The organism is Methylobacterium sp. P5_C11, from assembly GCF_054049775.1.
This window is the reverse complement of sequence record NZ_JBFULS010000004.1, coordinates 155,340-172,947: the sequence shown is the minus strand read 5'-3', so window position 1 is coordinate 172,947 and position 17,608 is coordinate 155,340. Positions and strand designations below refer to the sequence as shown.

General features: G+C 69.9%; 18 protein-coding genes. 17 read left to right on the top strand and 1 reads right to left on the bottom strand.

The window, feature by feature from the left end; all coding sequences use genetic code 11:
* Positions 1–456 precede the first annotated feature (456 nt).
* The 14 genes from ACXJKQ_RS04490 (at position 457) to dxr (ending at position 12,495) form a co-directional block, all read left to right on the top strand.
* Positions 457–1,206, top strand: a complete 750-nt coding sequence (locus ACXJKQ_RS04490) for a pyridoxine 5'-phosphate synthase (protein ID WP_457104573.1) — start codon at positions 457–459, stop codon at positions 1,204–1,206.
* A complete protein-coding gene (gene acpS, locus ACXJKQ_RS04485; RefSeq protein WP_457104572.1) occupies positions 1,203–1,613 on the top strand; it encodes a holo-ACP synthase in 411 nt (136 codons plus the stop codon). Before ACXJKQ_RS04490 ends, acpS begins: the two co-directional genes overlap by 4 nt.
* Positions 1,614–1,802: 189 nt before the next feature.
* Positions 1,803–2,588 (top strand): signal peptidase I, encoded by a 786-nt coding sequence (gene lepB, locus ACXJKQ_RS04480; protein ID WP_457104571.1) that lies wholly within the window; start codon positions 1,803–1,805, stop codon positions 2,586–2,588.
* The gene (rnc, locus tag ACXJKQ_RS04475; protein ID WP_457104577.1) at positions 2,585–3,364 is read left to right on the top strand and encodes a ribonuclease III; all 780 of its coding nucleotides are present in this window, start codon (positions 2,585–2,587) and stop codon (positions 3,362–3,364) included. Before lepB ends, rnc begins: the two co-directional genes overlap by 4 nt.
* Positions 3,361–4,371, top strand: a complete 1,011-nt coding sequence (gene era / locus ACXJKQ_RS04470; RefSeq protein ID WP_457104570.1) for a GTPase Era — start codon at positions 3,361–3,363, stop codon at positions 4,369–4,371. The genes rnc and era overlap by 4 nt, the downstream gene beginning before the upstream one ends.
* A gap of 152 nt (positions 4,372–4,523) precedes the next feature.
* Positions 4,524–5,429, top strand: a complete 906-nt coding sequence (locus ACXJKQ_RS04465) for a class I SAM-dependent methyltransferase (RefSeq protein WP_457104569.1) — start codon at positions 4,524–4,526, stop codon at positions 5,427–5,429.
* Positions 5,430–5,442: 13 nt separating this feature from the next.
* Entirely contained in the window at positions 5,443–6,183 is a 741-nt protein-coding gene (locus ACXJKQ_RS04460) for a pseudouridine synthase (protein ID WP_457104568.1), read from the top strand.
* Positions 6,184–6,452: 269 nt separating this feature from the next.
* On the top strand, positions 6,453–7,520 hold the full coding sequence (locus ACXJKQ_RS04455; RefSeq protein ID WP_457104567.1) for a 30S ribosomal protein S2: 1,068 nt from the start codon (positions 6,453–6,455) through the stop codon (positions 7,518–7,520).
* Positions 7,521–7,638: 118 nt separating this feature from the next.
* Positions 7,639–8,565, top strand: a complete 927-nt coding sequence (tsf, locus tag ACXJKQ_RS04450) for a translation elongation factor Ts (RefSeq protein ID WP_457104566.1) — start codon at positions 7,639–7,641, stop codon at positions 8,563–8,565.
* A 110-nt stretch (positions 8,566–8,675) separates the two neighbouring features.
* Positions 8,676–8,822 (top strand): hypothetical protein, encoded by a 147-nt coding sequence (locus ACXJKQ_RS04445; protein ID WP_457104565.1) that lies wholly within the window; start codon positions 8,676–8,678, stop codon positions 8,820–8,822.
* A gap of 196 nt (positions 8,823–9,018) precedes the next feature.
* Positions 9,019–9,741 (top strand): UMP kinase, encoded by a 723-nt coding sequence (gene pyrH, locus ACXJKQ_RS04440; protein WP_457104564.1) that lies wholly within the window; start codon positions 9,019–9,021, stop codon positions 9,739–9,741.
* A gap of 115 nt (positions 9,742–9,856) precedes the next feature.
* The gene (frr, locus tag ACXJKQ_RS04435) at positions 9,857–10,420 is read left to right on the top strand and encodes a ribosome recycling factor (RefSeq protein ID WP_457104563.1); all 564 of its coding nucleotides are present in this window, start codon (positions 9,857–9,859) and stop codon (positions 10,418–10,420) included.
* Between the two features lie 19 nt (positions 10,421–10,439).
* Positions 10,440–11,297 (top strand): phosphatidate cytidylyltransferase, encoded by an 858-nt coding sequence (locus ACXJKQ_RS04430; protein WP_457104562.1) that lies wholly within the window; start codon positions 10,440–10,442, stop codon positions 11,295–11,297.
* Positions 11,298–11,316: 19 nt separating this feature from the next.
* Entirely contained in the window at positions 11,317–12,495 is a 1,179-nt protein-coding gene (gene dxr, locus ACXJKQ_RS04425; protein WP_457104561.1) for a 1-deoxy-D-xylulose-5-phosphate reductoisomerase, read from the top strand.
* Between the two features lie 31 nt (positions 12,496–12,526).
* Here the strand turns inward: dxr and ACXJKQ_RS04420 are convergent, their stop codons facing one another.
* Positions 12,527–13,165: a TetR/AcrR family transcriptional regulator gene (locus ACXJKQ_RS04420; protein WP_457104560.1), complete on the bottom strand. Its 639-nt coding sequence runs from the start codon at positions 13,163–13,165 to the stop codon at positions 12,527–12,529.
* A 137-nt stretch (positions 13,166–13,302) separates the two neighbouring features.
* Between ACXJKQ_RS04420 and ACXJKQ_RS04415 the strand changes: the two genes are divergently transcribed.
* The 3 genes from ACXJKQ_RS04415 to ACXJKQ_RS04405 all read left to right on the top strand — a co-directional run bounded on the left by ACXJKQ_RS04415 (position 13,303) and on the right by ACXJKQ_RS04405 (position 17,473).
* Positions 13,303–14,559 carry an HlyD family secretion protein gene (locus ACXJKQ_RS04415; protein WP_457104559.1) on the top strand — a complete coding sequence of 419 codons (1,257 nt, stop codon included), beginning with the start codon at positions 13,303–13,305 and terminating at the stop codon, positions 14,557–14,559.
* 8 nt (positions 14,560–14,567) lie between these two features.
* Positions 14,568–16,154 carry a DHA2 family efflux MFS transporter permease subunit gene (locus ACXJKQ_RS04410; RefSeq protein WP_457104558.1) on the top strand — a complete coding sequence of 529 codons (1,587 nt, stop codon included), beginning with the start codon at positions 14,568–14,570 and terminating at the stop codon, positions 16,152–16,154.
* A 164-nt stretch (positions 16,155–16,318) separates the two neighbouring features.
* Positions 16,319–17,473, top strand: coding sequence for a M50 family metallopeptidase (locus ACXJKQ_RS04405; RefSeq protein ID WP_457104557.1), 1,155 nt, complete (start codon positions 16,319–16,321; stop codon positions 17,471–17,473).
* The last annotated feature ends 135 nt before the right edge of the window (positions 17,474–17,608 follow it).

Genomic DNA, 17,608 nt, shown 5'->3' with positions numbered 1-17,608 from the left:
CGCTGGACGCGGGCGGGGTGCGGGTGCGGACGCTGACGCTGCCGGACACCTACCAGGACCACGACAGCCCGGAGAAGATGTACGCCGAGGCCGGGCTCGACGCCAAAACCATCGTCAAGACCGCCCTCGATACGTTGCCCGAGCGCAAGGAAGGCCGGTCGCGCCTGCGCCTCGCCTGAACGACGGGTCCGGTTCACGGCGGTCCCGGTCAGGTGCCGCCGTCGTGGAGCGGCGCCAGGCCTTCTCCCTGACCGTCTCGTCCTGAGGGGCGCGCTTTCGCCGGGGTGTCATCCATTCCCGGCGGAGCGCATTGGTCCATCCTGAGGCACGCGGCCCCAACCGTCTTGCCGTGGCGCGCGATCGCCAGCATATCGCCGCCATGCGTGCGGGCGCGGCGCATCCTCCGAGCCTGTCCCGCGCCTGTCGCATCGCGCCGAGATGGGGACCAACGAGCCGATGACCTCCGAGAAGCTGCGCCTCGGCGTCAACATCGACCACGTCGCGACCGTCCGGAACGCCCGCGGCGGCGACTATCCGGACCCGGTCCGGGCGGCCCTGCTCGCGGTGGAGGCGGGTGCCGACGGCATCACCGCGCACCTGCGCGAGGACCGGCGCCACATCCGCGACACCGACATCGCGGCCCTGAAGCGCGGCCTGTCCGTGCCGCTCAATTTCGAGATGGCGGCCACCGACGAGATGGTGGTGATCGCCCTGGACACCCGGCCCCATGCCGCCTGTCTCGTGCCTGAGAAGCGCGAGGAGCGCACCACCGAGGGGGGCCTCGACATCATCGGCGGCCATGATCACCTCGCGCCGCGCATCCGGGCGCTTGCGGAGGCCGGCATCCGAGTCTCGCTGTTCGTCGAACCGGAGCCGGCCGTGATGGAGGCCGCCCGCGGCCTCGGGGCGCCCGTGGTGGAATTGCATACCGGCCGCTACTGCGAGGCCGCGCTCGAGGACGATCCGGCCCGCACTGCCCACGAACTCGCCCGCATCCGGCGCGCGGCCGAGCACGGGGCCGGCCTCGGCCTCGAGATCCATGCCGGCCACGGCCTCACCCTGGGCAGCGTCGGCCCGGTGGCGGCGCTGCCGCAGGTCCGGGAGCTGAACATCGGCCATTCGCTGATCGCCGACGCGATCTTCGTGGGCCTCGACCGGGCGGTGCGCAACATGCGGGCCGCCATGGATCGGGCGCGGCGGCCATGATCATCGGGATCGGTTCGGATCTCTGCGACATCCGTCGGATCGCCCGGACGCTGGAGCGGCACGGCGAGCGCTTCATCCACCGGGTGTTCACCGACGGGGAGCGGGAGCGCTGCGACCGGCGGGCCGCCCGCGCGGAGGGCTACGCCCGACGCTTCGCCGCCAAGGAGGCTTGCGCCAAGGCGCTGGGCACCGGTCTCAGCGCCGGCGTGTTCTGGCGCGACATGGAGGTGGTGAACCTGCCGTCCGGACAGCCGACACTGCGGCTCGCCGGCGGCGCGGCCGAGCGGCTCGCGGAGCTCCTGCCGCCGGGGCATTCGGCGCGCCTGCATGTGAGCCTCACCGACGATCCGCCGATGGCCCAGGCCTTCGTGGTCATCGAGGCCCTGCCGGCGGCCGTCGCCGGTTGATGGCGCGGGTCGGGGATTAGCCGGCCGCGGTCGCGCGTTGCGGGGGACTCGCGCATGGTCTAGACCCCCGCTCACAGGGGACACGATTGCGGCGCATTCCTCGGGACAACCGCACATCACGCCGCGCGCGGTGGGGCCGTGCTCCACTGGCGGCAGGCGACGAACCTCAACCGAAGACGGAACGCGCGCGTGGATTACGACGGCAAGCCGCTCAGGAAACCCGCTGAGACTGGTACCTGGGCCACCATCCGCGAGACGCTGAAGGTCGGCATCCAAGCCCTGCTGATCGCCCTGGTGGTGCGGACGCTGCTGTTCCAGCCGTTCAACATCCCCTCGGGGTCGCTGGTGCCGACCCTGTTGATCGGCGACTACCTGTTCGTATCAAAATATTCCTACGGATACTCCAAATATTCTCTGCCGCTCTCGGAATACATTCCGATTCAGGCCGATGGCCGGATCTGGGGCGCCGATCCCAAGCGCGGCGACATCGCGGTGTTCAAGCTGCCCAAGGACAACGCGACCGACTACATCAAGCGCGTGATCGGTCTGCCGGGCGACAAGATCCAGATGATCGACGGCGTGCTCAACATCAACGGCAAGGCGGTCAAACGCGAGCGGATCGCCGACTACGAGACCACCGATCCCTACGGGCAGGCCACCAAGGTGCCTCAGTACCTGGAGACTCTGCCCAACGGGGTGGTCCACCGGGTCATCGAGCGCGACGGCGACAACGGCTTCTGGGACAAGACCGAGCTGTACACGGTCCCGCCCGGTCACTTTTTCATGATGGGCGACAACCGCGACAATTCCACGGATTCGCGCGATCTCGCCAACGTCGGCTACGTGCCCTTCGCCAATCTGGTCGGGCGCGCCGAGATGATCTTCTTCTCGATCGACGAGGGCACCCCGGCGTGGCAGGTCTGGAACTGGCCGGCCCACGTGCGCTGGACGCGCCTGTTCACGTCGATCCATTGACCGGTCCGGACTTGGACGACGCCGCGCAGCACCGAGCCAATGCCCGATCCCGCCGGGCACATAAGCCCCGGCCGCCCCTGAGCGCGCTCGAGGAGCGGATCGGGCACAGCTTCGCCGATCAGGACCTGCTCACCCGCGCCCTGACCCATACCAGCAAGGCCAGCGGCCGCGGCGGCAGCTACCAGCGCCTGGAATTCCTCGGCGACCGCGTGCTCGGGCTCGCGGTCGCCGACCGCCTCTACGGCGCCTTCCCCGAGGCCGACGAGGGCGATCTGTCCCGGCGGCTGGCTGCCCTCGTCCGGCGCGAGACCTGCGCGGTCGTGGCCGCCTCCTGGGAGGTCGGGCCGCATCTCATCCTCGGCCAGGGCGAGGTGATGGGCGGCGGCCGGCGCAACCAGACGATCCTCGCCGATGTCTGCGAGGCGATTCTCGGCGCGATCTACCTCGACGCCGGATTCGATGCCGCCCGGGCTGTGGTCGAGGCGCATTTCCGTCCGGGCGAGCCGACCGCGGCGGCACGGGGCCGCGACGCCAAATCCGCCCTGCAGGAATGGGCCATGGGCCGCAGCCTGCCGATCCCCACCTACGCGGTGGTGGAGCGCACCGGTCCCGACCACGCCCCCCGGTTCCGCATCGCCGTGCAGGTCGAGGGTCTCGAGCCCGGTCTCGGTGACGGCACGTCGAAGCGGATCGCCGAGCAGGCCGCGGCCCGGGCGCTGATGGAGCGGGAGGGAATCGGGGCCTCCGCCGACGCGGAGCCGACGGAGACAGCATGAGCGCGCACGAGCAAGACGATCACGATCAGCGGGACGAGCCCGGCGTCGCGCCGGCCCCGGAACCTGCGCGCGATCCGTCCCCCCCCCCTGCCACGCTTCCCGGCACGCCCACCGACGCCCGGGCGGGCTTCGTCGCGCTGATCGGCGTGCCGAACGCCGGCAAGTCGACGTTGCTCAACAGCTTGGTCGGCACCAAGGTCTCGATCGTCTCCCGGAAGGTGCAGACGACCCGGGCGCTGGTGCGGGGGATCCTCATTGAGGGCTCGGCCCAGGTGATCCTGGTCGACACGCCAGGCATCTTCGCGCCCAAGCGCCGCCTCGACCGGGCGATGGTGCATTCCGCCTGGAGCGGCGCCGCCGACGCGGACGCGGTCTGCCTGCTGGTCGATGCGCGCAAGGGCATCGATCAGGAGGTGGAGGCCGTCCTCGGGCGGCTCGGCGAGGTGAAGCGCGAGAAGATGTTGATCCTCAACAAGATCGACTTGATCCCGCGGGAGCGGCTGCTCGACCTCGCCGCCAAGCTCAACGCCGTCTCGCCCTTCGCCGAGACCTTCATGATCTCGGCGCTGAAGGGCGACGGCGTGGAGGATCTCCGGCGGGCGCTCGCCGCCCGCATGCCGCCGGGGCCGTGGCTCTACCCGGAGGATCAGGTCTCGGACGCGCCCCTGCGCATGCTGGCTGCCGAGATCACCCGCGAAAAGATCTACGACCGGCTGCACGAGGAACTGCCCTACCGGTCCACGGTGGAGACCGACCAGTGGCAGATCCGGCCGGACGGGTCGGTGCGGATCGAGCAGACGATCTTCGTCGAGCGCGAGAGCCAGCGTTCGATCGTCCTCGGCAAGGGCGGTCAGACCATCAAGGCGATCGGGCAGGCGGCCCGGGTCGAGATCGCCGAGGCGGCCGACGCCCGGGTCCATCTGTTCCTGCACGTGAAGGTGCGCGAGAACTGGGCCGACGATCCGGCCCGCTACCGCGAGATGGGGCTCGAATTCCCCCGGGGCTGACGCGCGCGGCCGCGGCCAGCGGGCTGGGAATCCCGAGCCGTTCCGGTATAAATCCAGGTGTTCCCCCCGGATAAACCGAGTCGGACGCGGATGTACCGTGCTCCGCCGCGGATTCGCGTTCCGAAGTCGGCTCTCCAGATCCCGAAACGTACATGCGCCATGCCGTCTACGGCCTGCCGCCGGTCGACCTCGCCGAGGTCCCGAGCGACGCCGTCCAAGTCTCGCCCATGATCCCCGGTGCCGCCCGGCTGGAGGACCTGCCCGAGAACAGCCTCGACGTCGCCACCGTGCTCGCCCCTCCCGGGACCGTCGAGCGGCGCTACGTGCTCGCACAGGTGCTGCGTGCCCTGGGGCCGGGCGGCCGCATGGTCGCCCTGGCCCCGAAGGATCGGGGCGGCACCCGCCTCGCCAAGGAACTGACCACGTTCGGCTGTACCGCGGCCGACCAGCCCCGCCGGCATCACCGGATCTGCACGACCGAGCGCCCCCCGGTCCCGGCAGGCCTCGTCGAGGCAATCGACGAGGGCGCCCCCCGGCACGTCGACAACCTCGCCCTGTGCACGCAGCCCGGGATCTTCTCGTGGGACAGGCTGGATCCCGGCTCGGCGCTGCTCCTGGCGAACCTGCCGCCGATGAAGGGGCGCGGCGCGGATTTCGGATGCGGGCTGGGAATCCTGTCGCGTGCCGTTCTCGGCTCCGACGCCGTGACCGCCCTGACACTGCTCGAGATCGACCGGCGTGCCGTCGAGATGGCGCGCCGCAACGTCGCCGACCCGCGGGCGGTGATTCTCTGGGCGGACATCCGGGCGCCCGGCGTCGTCCCGGACAAGCTCGACTTCGTCGTCACCAACCCGCCCTTCCACGAGGGCGGGGCCGAGGACCAGGCGCTCGGCCGGGCGTTCATCGCCCGGGCCGCCGAGGCGCTGCGGCCCGGCGGCGCGCTCTGGCTCGTGGCCAATGCCCATCTGCCCTACGACGCCGCCCTCCGCGAGACGTTCCGGCAGGTCGCCGTGGCCGTGCAGGGGAACGGCTACCGGGTCTACGAGGCCCGCCGGTGATGGCGGTGCCGGCATGAGCGCGGTGAAATCCGTCCGCCTGGACAAGCTCCTCGCCAATCTCGGCTACGGCTCGCGTCGAGAGATCCAGACCCTCGCCCGCGCCGGCGCGATTCGCCTCGACGGCGCGGATCTCGACGATGCGGGGGGGCGGATCGCCCTCGATCCGGATCTCCCGCATCGCCTGACGATCGACGGCGCCCCCATCGATCCGCTGCCCGGCCTGTGCCTGATGCTGCACAAGCCCCTGGGCGTGACCTGCTCGCACAAGGAGGCCGGGCCGCTGGTCTACGGGCTCCTCCCCGAGCGCTGGCGACGCCGCGAGCCGCCGCTCTCCACGGTCGGGCGGCTCGACAAGGAAACGTCGGGCCTCCTGCTGCTCACCGACGACGGCGCGCTCCTGCACCGGATCATCAGCCCAAAGGCCGGTGTGGCGAAGCGCTACCGCGTGACCCTCGACCGGCCGCTCGCAGGCAGCGAGGCGGAGGTCTTCGCCTCAGGGACGCTGATGCTGGAGGGCGAGGCGCATCCGCTGCTGCCGGTTCGCCTCGACGTCGAGGATGAAACGCACTGCGCGGTAACCCTGACGGAGGGCCGCTACCATCAGGTCCGCCGAATGTTCGCCGCCGTCGGCAACCACGTCGCGGCCCTGCACCGGGACCGGGTCGGCGGCCTCGATCTGCCGGGGGATCTGGCGGCGGGGGAGCACCGGGTTATGACGTCCGAGGACGTGGCGGCGGTCTTCGCGGGGGCGTGAGCCGCGGCCTTTTTCCGGGTCCCGTCGACGCGCGTTCGGCGTTCCCCCTGAGCGTCCCGCCGCCGCTCGAGGCCGCGAACGCGACCGGCGCCACGGCAGCCGCCGCGATCTATCCGGCTCCTTGCCTCCGCCTGCGCACTCTGCTAAGCGCCCGCCTATCCCACACGCGGAGCCGGCCTCATGCCTGAATGAGGCGTTTCCGGTGGTCGCCCGACCGTATCAGGCGGCTGCATCCCTCCGCGGCGGATCCAACCGGAGAGTACAAAGACATGGCCGTCGACTTTTCCATGCGTCAGCTCCTCGAAGCGGGCGCCCATTTCGGTCACCAGTCCCACCGCTGGAACCCGAAGATGCAGCCGTACATCTTCGGCACACGCAACAACATCCACATCATCGACCTCGCCCAGACCGTGCCGGCGCTGCACACGGCGCTGCAGGCGGTGAGCGACACCGTCGCCAAGGGCGGCCGCGTGCTGTTCGTCGGCACCAAGCGGCAGGCGGCCGACACGATCGCCGAGGCGGCCAAGCGCTCGGCCCAGTACTATGTCAACTCCCGCTGGCTGGGCGGCATGCTCACCAACTGGAAGACCATTTCGGGCTCGATCTCGCGCCTGCGCAAGGTCACCGAGACGCTGGAGACCGGCGGCCCGGGCCTGACCAAGAAAGAGCGCCTGATGCTCTCCCGTGAGAAGGATAAGCTCGAGAAGGCGCTCGGCGGCATCAAGGACATGGGCGGGGTGCCCGACCTGCTGTTCGTGATCGACACCAACAAGGAGCAGCTGGCGATCAAGGAGGCGAACCGCCTCGGGATCCCGGTGGCCGCCATCGTCGACACCAACTGCAACCCGGACGGCATCACCCACATCGTCCCGGCCAACGACGACGCCGGCCGCGCCATCGCGCTCTATTGCGACCTGATCGCCAAGGCCGCCATCGACGGCATCTCGCGCGCCCAGGGCTCGTCGGGCATGGATCTCGGCGCCTCGGAGGAGCCGATGGCCGAGGAGCTGCCGGTCGACAACACCGCCGCCGTCACGGTCGAGTCCGATGCCCTCGACCCGGCCGACGTCGCGATGCTTGCCGAGACGACCGAGCATTTCGAGCTGCTCGCCGCTCCGCGCGGCGCGCCGGACGACCTGACCAAGCTCAACGGCGCCGGCCCGCAGATCGTCCAGAAGCTCAACGACGCCGGCATCTACCATTACTGGCAGCTCGCCGCGATGACCCCCGAGGACGTCGCAAAGGTCGATGCCGAGCTGAAGCTCAACGGCCGCATCGACCGCGACTCCTGGGTCTCGCAGGCCCGCGGCTTCGTCGAGGCTGCTGCCGCGGCCTGATCCATCGGGATTTCGCGGCGGCCCCGTCATCGGGCCGTCGCGGTTCCAGACATACCGGGCCCGGCCGCTCACCCGCGCGCCGGGCCTCTCGCATCCAGACCGTACGAAAGGGACCGCCATGGCCAACATCACCGCCGCGATGGTGAAGGAGCTCCGGGAGAAGACCGGCGCCGGCATGATGGACTGCAAGGGCGCGCTCAACGAGACGCAGGGCGACATCGAGGCCGCCGTTGACTGGCTCCGCAAGAAGGGTCTCGCCAAGGCCGCCAAGAAGGCCGGCCGCGTCGCCGCCGAGGGCCTCGTCGCCGTCGAGTCCGCCGGCCACCACGCCGCCGTGGTCGAGGTGAACTCCGAGACCGACTTCGTCGCCCGCAACGACGCCTTCCAGGCCTTCGCCCGCGAAGCCGCCAAGATCGCGCTCAACACCGACGGCACGCTGGAAGGCCTCCAGGCGGCCCACTTCCCGGGCGCCACCGAGACCGTCTCGGAGAAGCTGCAGGCTCTGATCGCCACCATCGGCGAGAACATGAACCTGCGCCGCGTCGCCAAGCTCGAGGTCAAGAAGGGCGTCATCGCCTCCTACGTGCACAACCAGATTTCCGAGGGCCTCGGCAAGATCGGCGTGCTCGTGGCGCTCGAGTCCGAGGGCGACGTCGACGCGCTCTCGGCTCTTGGCCGCCAGATCGCCATGCACATCGCGGCGACCAATCCTGTGGCGCTGGACGCCTCGGGCGTCGACGCCGCCACGGTCGAGCGCGAGTCGAACATCCTGCGCGAGAAGAATGCCGGCAAGCCGGACCACGTCCTCGCCAAGATCGTCGAGAGCGGCCTGAAGAGCTACTACAAGGAGGTCACCCTCCTGGATCAGCCCTTCGTGCATGACGGCTCGAAGACGGTCAGCCAGGTCCTGAAGGAAGCCGGCTCCAAGGTCGGCGGTCCGGTCGCCCTCATGGGCTTCGTCCGCTACGCGCTGGGCGAGGGCATCGAGAAGGAAGACGGGCCGGACTTCGCCACCGAGGTCGCACAGCAGGCCGGTCGCGCCTGACGGCGGTTCGATCACCCGGCGCGCCGGACCGCAGCGAGAGCAACCCCGCCCGGCGCAAGCCGGGCGGGGCTGCTCGTTTCTGGACCTGCGAAAGCGTTCCGCTGCGGATCGTGCTGCGGCGCACACCTCGATTTGCGGCGCTGCGCTATCTCGTCGGCATGGCTTTGAAATCCTTCTCCTACCTGATGATCGGCGTGTTCGCGTCCGGTCTCGTGATGACCGTCCTGGGCGCCGTCGGCGTCCTGGCGGGCAGCTGACAGCCGGCGCCGGCGCGCCTTCGCGCGTGCCGGCGCCGCGCCCGATATGCGGGCGCTTCATCCACGCGGCCTCAAGCGTCGGTTGCGATTCGACCGGTGCGGCGCGCCGGATCGCCCGGAACCCCTCGACGTGGCTCCCGCGCCTGACGTAGAAGCCTCCCGGCTTGCGCGATGCGGGATGGAGCCGGGAACCCCGATGCCGGATACGACGCCGTTTCGCCGGATCTTGCTGAAGCTGTCGGGTGAGGCGCTCGCCGCCCCGGACGGCTACTGGTTGCACCCGCCGACGCTGGCGGGGCTGGCCGAGGACATCGCCCGCACCATCGAGGCGGGCGCCGAGATCGCCATCGTGGTTGGCGGCGGCAACATGATCCGCGGCGCGCGGATCTCGGCGGCCGGCTGGATCGACCGAGCGACCGGGGATTCGCTCGGCATGATGGCCACCGTCATGAACTCCCTGGCCATCGAGACGGCGCTCAACGCCGCGGGCGTCCAGGCGCGCACGATGTCGGCGGTCTCGATGCCGACCATCTGCGAGACCTATGCCCGCCAGCCTGCGCTCCATCATCTGGACAAGGGTCAGGTGGTCGTCCTCGCCGGTGGCACCGGCAATCCGTTCTTCACCACCGACACCGCCGCGGTGCTGCGCGCCGCCGAGCTGCGCTGCGACGCGGTTCTCAAGGCCACGCAGGTCGACGGCGTCTATTCGGCCGATCCCAAGAAGGATCCGAGCGCCACCCGTTACGACCGGATCACCCACGACGAGGCTATCGCCCGCGATCTCAAGGTCATGGACACGGCGGCCTTCGCCCTGGCCCGGGAGAGCCGGCTGTCGATCCTCGTCGGATCGCTGCACCCGCCGAGCTCCATTGCCGCGATCCTGTCGGGCGAGGCACCCTCGACCCTCGTTGTGCCCTGACGCCGCGGCGGGAATGCCGGCGCAACGGTTTGCGGCCCTGAAGAAATTCGTCCATTGAGGCCGCGACTGCCCAAGCCGGGCTCAAGACAACGTCAGACGTGTCGGGACGACCATCATGGCCACACCGGAATTCGACCTCAACGACCTCAAGCGCCGGATGCAGGGCGCGGTCTCCTCGCTCTCGAAGGACCTCGGATCCCTGCGCACCGGCCGTGCGACGCCCTCGCTGCTCGACCCGATCCAGGTGGATGCCTACGGCTCGATGATGCCGATGGCCCAGGTCGCCACGGTCAGCGTGCCGGAGCCCCGGCTCCTGTCGATCTCGGTCTGGGACCGCAGCATGGTCACGGCCGTGGAGAAGGCGATCCGCGAATCCGACCTCGGCCTCAACCCGCAGACCGAGGGGCAGACCATCCGGCTCCGCATCCCCGAGATGAACGAGCAGCGCCGCAAGGAGATGGTCAAGGTCGCCCACAAGTACACCGAGGAGGCGCGCGTCGCCGTGCGCCACGTTCGCCGGGACGGGCTCGACCACCTAAAGAAGCTCCTGAAGGACAGCGCCATCTCGGAGGATGACGAGAAGCGCCAGGCCGCCGACGTACAGAAGGCGACTGATCAGTTCATCTCCGAGATCGACGGCGTGCTGGCCTCCAAGGAGAAGGAAATCATGCAGGTCTGAGGCGCAGGCCGAGACGCCTGTGACCTCCGCCGCCGCACCGGCCGCGCGTCCCTCGGGGCGGCGCGAGCTGTGGCTGCGCGTCGCCTCGGGCCTCGTGCTCGGGGGCGGCGTGCTGGCCGCGCTCGTCTATGGCGGCTGGCCGTTCGCGGGGATCTGGCTCGCTGCCGGCATCGTCGGCTTCGCCGAGTGGATGGTGATGAGCCGCACCGAGCCCCGCGAGATGCTGATCGCCCTGGGGGCCGCGACGCTCGGCGCCCTGCTCCTCTGCCAGCGCGGCGGCGCCCCGGCCTCGGCCTGCATCGCCGTCCTGCTGCTGGGCGCCGCCGCCTGCGCCACGGTGGCGCGGACCGGCCGGGGACGGCTGCGGGCTCTCGTCGGCGTGCTCGGCGCGGCGGCGATCGCGGCGGTGCCCGTGGCCCTGCGCGATGACCCCGCCATCGGCCTCGTCGGGCCGGCCTGGATGTTCGCGGTGGTCTGGTCCACCGACATCGCCGCATATTTCGCCGGCCGGAAGATCGGCGGACCGAAGCTGATGCCCCGGGTCTCGCCCAACAAGACCTGGTCCGGCGCGATCGGGGGCCTGATCGGCGCGGTCGCGGCCGGGACACTCGTCCCGGTCATCGCCGATCTTGCCGGCATGACCCTGCCCAGCGCCGCCTCCCTCCCGGTGGTGGCGGGCGTGAGTGCCGTGGCCTCGATCCTCAGCCAGGCGGGGGACCTCATCGAATCTGGTCTGAAACGCCGCTACGGCGTGAAGGATTCCGGCAAGATCATCCCGGGTCATGGCGGCGTCATGGACCGGCTCGACGGTTTCTTCGCGGTCGCCGTTCTGGCGGCTCTCTACCTGGCCCTGCGCGGGGGCGGTCTGATCCCGTGACGATGAGGGAGTTGAACCCGTGACCCAGGTCGTCACCGTCTTCGGCGCCACCGGCTCGATCGGCCGCTCCACCGCCGACCTGCTCGCCCAGCATGCGGACCGGTTCAGCGTCGGTGCCCTCGTGGGCGGCCGGGATCCCGTCGCGCTGGCCAAGGTCGCGCGGGAGCTGAATGCATCCTTCGCGGCCCTCGCCGACGAATCGGCCGGCCCGGCGCTCGCCGAGGCACTGTCCGGCTCCGGCATCCCCAATGGGGCCGGGGAGGGGGCCGTCATGGAGGCGGTCGCCCGGGATGCCGACATCGTCGTCGCGGCGGTGAGCGGCGCGGCCGGCCTGAAATCGACCCACGCGGCGCTCCGCCTCGGCCGCAAGGTCGCGCTCGCCAACAAGGAGAGCTTGGTCTGTGCCGGCGACGCGTTCATGCGCGACGCCGCGCGCTACGGGGCCACGATCCTGCCGATGGATTCCGAGCACGATGCCCTGAGCCAGGCGCTCGCCGGCCGGCCGCTCGCCGACGTCCGCACCATGATGATCACGGCCTCGGGCGGACCGTTCCGCACGTGGAGCCGCGAGCGGATCGCCGCCGCCTCCGCGGCCGAGGCGGCCGCCCATCCGACTTGGTCGATGGGCATGAAGATCAACATCGATTCGGCCAGCCTCATGAACAAGGGCCTCGAACTGATCGAGGCGCACCACCTGTTCGGCATCGAGCCGGAGCGCCTCGACGTCGTCGTGCACCCGCAATCGGTGATCCACGGGATGGTCTACTGGCTCGACGGCGCCGTCACCGCCGAGCTGGCGCTGCCCGACATGCGGGTGCCGATCTCGCACTGCCTCGGCCTCGGCGACCGCCTCACCATCCAGCGGGGACGGTCCCTCGACTTCGTGACGCTCGGGTCGCTGACCTTCGAGGCGGCGGACGAGGCGCGATTCCCGTGCCTGCGGATCGCCCGGGCGGCCCTGGCCGCCGGCGGTGCGGCGCCGACCGTGATGAATGCGGCCAACGAGATCGCGGTGGCGGCGTTCATCGCCGGCCGGATCGGCTTCTATGGGATCAGCGATCTGGTCGAGCGCGCCTGCACGCATTTCGCCGGGTCGTACCGGACCGCCCCGGCCGACGTCGACGAGGCCCTCGCCATCGATGCGCATGTCCGGATCTGGAGTGCCGAGGTCCTGCCGGAACTGCGCGCGGCGGGCTGACGGCCTTCTTCTCCGTCGCGAGCGGTTTCTTTCAGCGGAGCGCGCCGTAGCCGGCCAGGAACATCCGCACCGCCTCGTCGACCTGATGGCGCGTCTCCGCCTCGCTCGCGACCCCGCCGGCCCGGAACAGCAGGCGGGTCAGCAAGCCGGCCTGGCAGAGATGCAGGAAGTGACGGGCGGCGAGTTCCGTATCGGCGATCCTCAGCCGGCCGGCCTCGACCTGCGCGTCGAGGTAAGCCGACAGGCGCTCGACGCCGCAGGCCGGCCCTGCCTCGTAGAAGGCTTGGCCGAAGCGCGGGAATTTCTCGCAGGCACCGATCACCATCCGGACCACCGACACGTGTTCGGGCCGGCACATTTCCGTCAGGAAGCTCGTGCCGAGCCGGGTTAGGACGCCCGGCACATCGGGGTTCTCCGCGTCGAGGGTGAAGAGAGCCTCGGCCAGGCTGGACTTCTCCTGAATGATCAGCGCCTCGAACAGGTCTTCCTTGCTGTCGAAGTAGACGTAGAGCGTCCCTTTCGAGACGCCCGCTGCCCGGGCGACCTCGCCCATGCTGGCACCGTCGAACCCGGCCGCCAGGAAAACGGTCCGTGCGCCGTCGAGGATCTGCCGACGCTTGTCGCCCTCGTACTGAGCCTGTTGCCGCTCCAGCACCGCACCCTGAGCCATCGTTCCGCTCCACCTCCGAGGCGCTGCCGCGCTTGACCGAACCGTTCGGTCAACATAACCTGCGGCTTCTTCGACGGCGCGTCAAGACGTGCCCGTTCACTGACCGAACGGTTCGGTCATCAGTCTTGAGGCGTCAGATGTCCCTTCGCGAGGACGCGGATCGACCCCATTCCGGCATCGACGCCCGTATCGAGGCCGGCGACGAGGATCGGGCCGAGCATCCTGCGCCACGTGCACCGGTCTCCGCTCCGATGCCGGCGGTAGAGTCGAATCGGGCCGCGCCGGAGACGACAGCGCCCCGCAGGCGTCCGCTCAAGAGGTTCGTCCTTCTCGTCCTGCTGTTCGCCACCGCGATCGGCGGGGCCTACGAGGGATGGCAATGGTGGTCAGTCGGACGGTTCTTCGTCTCGACGGATGATGCCTATGTGCAGGCCGACATCTCGGTGCTCGCCGCGAAGGTGTCGGGCTACCTCGACGCCGTACCGGTGGTGAACGGCCTGTCGGTGAAGAAGGGCGACGTGATCGCCAAGCTCGACGATGGCGATTACCGCCTCGCCCTTCAGGCGGCGCAGGACAAGCTCGCGACGCAACAGAGCACCATCACCCGCATCGCCCGCCAGACCGAAGCCGCGCAGGCGCAGGTCGCCCAAGCCGCCGCGCAACTCGATGCGACGCGCGCCGACGCCGTCCGCGCCCAGGCCGATTTCATACGGTCGACGCAGATGCAGGCGGATTACGTCGCCAAGTCGCGCATCGATCAGACCCGCGCCGACCGCGACCGGACCGAGGCGTCGGTCAAGGCCATGGAGGCCGGCCTGGTCGCCGCCCGCGCCAACGTCGACGTCCTCCAGGCGCAGAAGCGCGAGGCGGAGAGCCTGGCGGCGGAACTCCGCACCGCCGTGGACCGGGCGCGCCGCGACCTCGATTTCACGGTGATCCGTGCCCCCTTCGACGGCGTGGTGGGCAACAAGGCCGTCGAGGCCGGCGCCTATGTCGGCCCCGGCACGCGGATTGCCGCCCTCGTGCCGCTCCAGAGTGTGCGGATCGACGCGAACTTCAAGGAGACCCAGGTCCAGCGCATGCGTCCGGGCCAGCCGGTGACGGTGACGGTCGACGCCTATCCCGACCGCGAGATCCACGCGGTGGTGGAATCGTTCTCGCCGGCCTCCGGCTCGGTGTTCAGCCTGCTGCCACCCGACAACGCGACGGGGAACTTCACCAAGATCGTCCAGCGCCTGCCTGTGCGTGTCCGCGTGCCCGAGGACGTCGCCCGCGAGGGCCTGCTGCGTCCGGGCCTGTCGGTCGTCGTCCGGGTCGATACCCGTTCCGGTGCGGATCGGTCGGTGCTGGACCGGGCCTCGGCCGCCCAGCCCGTCAGCACCGCGAGCCGCTGAGACCGTTCATGGCCGCCACCGCCGCCCTCGCGCCGGGAGCGCCCGCCCGCGCCGCCGAGCCGCCCCTCGACCGCCGCCGCATGGTGGCGTTCGTCTGCATGGTGTTCGGCATGTTCATGGCGATCCTGGACATCCAGATCGTCTCGGCCTCCCTGAACGAGATCCAGGCCGGCCTCTCGGCCTCGGGGGACGAGATCCCCTGGGTCCAGACCAGCTACCTCATCGCCGAGGTCATCTCGATCCCGCTCTCCGGCACGCTGTCGCGGGTGCTCTCGACGCGCTGGATGTTCGCGATCTCGGCCGGCGGCTTCACCGTCATGAGCCTGATGTGCGCCACCTCGTCGTCGATCGGCGAGATGATCGTCTGGCGGGCGCTTCAGGGCTTCATCGGCGGCGGCATGATCCCAACGGTGTTCGCCGCGGCCTTCACGATCTTCCCGCCCTCCAAGCGGACCATTGTGTCGCCGATGATCGGCCTCGTGGCGACCCTCGCGCCGACCATCGGACCCACGGTGGGCGGCTACCTCACCGACCTGATGTCCTGGCACTGGCTGTTCCTGATCAACGTCGTGCCGGGAATCTTCGTGACGGTCTCGACCTGGATCCTGGTCGATTTCGACCAGCCCAACTACGGCCTGATCAAGTCGTTCGACTGGGCCGGACTCGCCTTCATGGCCGGCTTCCTCGGCTGTCTCGAATACGTGCTCGAGGAGGGACCGAATCACGACTGGCTTCAGGACGAGACGGTCTTCGCCTGTGCGGCGGTCTGCGGGATATCGGCGCTGCTGTTCTTCTGGCGGGTCTTCACCGCCAAGCAGCCGATCGTCGATCTGCGGGCCTTCTCGGACCGTAACTTCGCCAGCGGCTGCGTCGCGAGCTTCGTGCTCGGCATCGGGCTCTACGGGCTGACCTACATCTACCCGGTCTATCTCGCCCGCGTACGGGGCTATTCGGCGCTGATGATCGGCGAGACGATGTTCGTCTCCGGCCTGTGCATGTTCGCCACCGCTCCCATCGCCGGCCGGCTGTCCGGGAAGGTCGATCCGCGGATCATGATGGGGATCGGATTCGTCGGCTTCGCCTGCGGCACCTGGATCGTCACCGGGCTCACCAAGGACTGGGACTTCTACGAATTGCTGCTGCCGCAGGTGCTGCGCGGCTGCTCGCTGATGCTGTGCATGATCCCGATCAACAACATCGCCCTCGGGACGCTGCCGCCGGCGCGCATGAAGAATGCGTCCGGGCTCTTCAACCTGACGCGCAACCTCGGCGGGGCCGTCGGCCTCGCCCTGATCAACACGATCCTCAACGACCGCTGGGACCTCCACCTCTCGCGCCTCCACGAGCGCTTCACCTGGGCGAACACGGCCGCGCTGGAGCGCCTCGACACGATGCGGCAGGGCTTCGATGCCTATGGCAGCGCCGCGTCCGACATGGCGCTGAAGGCCCTGTCCAACACGGTGCGCATCCAGGGCCTGGTGATGGCGTTCGAGGACGTGTTCCTGGCCCTCACGGTGCTGTTCCTAGCCATGGCCTGTGCCGTTCCGATGATCCGGCGTCCGATCGCCGTGGGCGGCGGCGGAGGCGGCCATTGACGGGGGCCATCTGAGGATCGGCCGGCCGGTGCGGAAGCGGACGGCGCGTGCGACCTCGCGCGACCGGCACGCAGGATTGCGTTGGCGGTCGGCACCGCCGATCTGCTAGACTGGTGCGATGCCTGGCCCGAGAAGCCGGCGCGACGACGGCCAGGGAACGGCTCATGGACTTCCTCAATGCGATGGGCGGCACCGCCGGCAGTTTCTTCGGCGCGGTGATCCCATTCCTGTTCGTGCTCACCGTCGTCGTCTTCGTGCACGAGATGGGGCACTTCCTGGTCGGGAGGTGGTGCGGCGTCGGCGTGCACGCCTTCTCGCTCGGCTTCGGGCCGGAGCTGTTCGGCTTCAACGATCGCCGCGGGACCCGCTGGAAGCTCTGCGCGATCCCCCTCGGCGGCTATGTGAAGTTTCACGGCGACGTGAACGGCGCCAGCGTGCCCGATCCCGAGGCCGTCGCCCGGATGACCCCGCAGGAGCGGGCAATCAGCTTCCCGACCCAGCCGGTGTCCAAGCGCGCCGCCATTGTCGCCGCCGGGCCGGTGGCGAACTTCATCCTGGCGATCCTGCTGTTCGCCGGCGCGATCTGGCTCGGCGGTCGCTACGAGCTGCCCGCCCGGGTCTCTGCGGTAGAGGCGGGCAGTGTCGCCGCCCAGGCCGGCTTCCAGCCCGGTGACGTGATCACCGCTATCGACGGCGAGAAGATCGGCGACTTCAACGCCATGTACCGCACGGTGACCGGCAGCGCCGGCACGCCGCTGACCTTCACGGTCGAGCGCAACGAGCAGCCCATCACCATCCAGGCGACGCCGGCCACCTTCGAGGAGAAGACGCCCTTCGGCCGCCACCGGATCGGCCGTCTCGGCATCCGGTCGCCGGCGGGTTCGGAGGCCAAGCTGGTGCGGTACGGGGCGCTGGACTCCCTGGATCTCGGCGTGCGCGAGACCTACTTCGTGGTCGAGCGCACCTTCTCGTATCTGAGCAAGCTCGCCACGGGCCGCGAATCCGCCGACCAGCTGTCCGGCCCCATCGGCATCGCCCGCGTCTCCGGCGAGGTCGCCAAGACCGGGGGCGTCGGCGGCCTCGTCGGCCTGATCGCGCTGCTCTCCGTCTCGATCGGTCTCCTGAACCTGTTTCCGGTGCCGCTGCTCGATGGCGGCCACCTCCTGTTTTACGCCTTCGAGATCGTGCGCGGCCGTCCGCTCAGCGAGCGCGCCCAGGAGATCGGCTTCCGCATCGGCCTCGCCCTGGTTCTGATGCTGATGCTGTTCGCCGCCTGGAACGATATCCTCAATCTCGGTGCCTCCTGGCGCAACACCTGATCCCGGACCACCGCGGGGTCCGGCGGTTCCGCCGGATCTCCACCGGAAAGGGTGCCCCAATGCCGCCGCGATCTCGCCCGGCCRCGGCCTCGATGGCGCCGTCGCGGCGGTGCGAAACACGGTTACCATCGTGTT

Excerpts from the sequence above, each read along its gene's own strand:
- ACXJKQ_RS04490 (WP_457104573.1), top strand. The coding sequence starts at position 457 with ATGACCTCCGAGAAGCTGCGCCTCGGCGTCAACATCGACCACGTCGCG.
- acpS (WP_457104572.1), top strand. The coding sequence starts at position 1,203 with ATGATCATCGGGATCGGTTCGGATCTCTGCGACATCCGTCGGATCGCC.
- era (WP_457104570.1), top strand. The coding sequence starts at position 3,361 with ATGAGCGCGCACGAGCAAGACGATCACGATCAGCGGGACGAGCCCGGC.
- ACXJKQ_RS04465 (WP_457104569.1), top strand. The coding sequence starts at position 4,524 with ATGCGCCATGCCGTCTACGGCCTGCCGCCGGTCGACCTCGCCGAGGTC.
- ACXJKQ_RS04460 (WP_457104568.1), top strand. The coding sequence starts at position 5,443 with ATGAGCGCGGTGAAATCCGTCCGCCTGGACAAGCTCCTCGCCAATCTC.
- ACXJKQ_RS04455 (WP_457104567.1), top strand. The coding sequence starts at position 6,453 with ATGGCCGTCGACTTTTCCATGCGTCAGCTCCTCGAAGCGGGCGCCCAT.
- tsf (WP_457104566.1), top strand. The coding sequence starts at position 7,639 with ATGGCCAACATCACCGCCGCGATGGTGAAGGAGCTCCGGGAGAAGACC.
- pyrH (WP_457104564.1), top strand. The coding sequence starts at position 9,019 with ATGCCGGATACGACGCCGTTTCGCCGGATCTTGCTGAAGCTGTCGGGT.
- frr (WP_457104563.1), top strand. The coding sequence starts at position 9,857 with ATGGCCACACCGGAATTCGACCTCAACGACCTCAAGCGCCGGATGCAG.
- ACXJKQ_RS04420 (WP_457104560.1), bottom strand. The coding sequence starts at position 13,165 with ATGGCTCAGGGTGCGGTGCTGGAGCGGCAACAGGCTCAGTACGAGGGC.
- ACXJKQ_RS04415 (WP_457104559.1), top strand. The coding sequence starts at position 13,303 with ATGTCCCTTCGCGAGGACGCGGATCGACCCCATTCCGGCATCGACGCC.
- ACXJKQ_RS04410 (WP_457104558.1), top strand. The coding sequence starts at position 14,568 with ATGGCCGCCACCGCCGCCCTCGCGCCGGGAGCGCCCGCCCGCGCCGCC.
- ACXJKQ_RS04405 (WP_457104557.1), top strand. The coding sequence starts at position 16,319 with ATGGACTTCCTCAATGCGATGGGCGGCACCGCCGGCAGTTTCTTCGGC.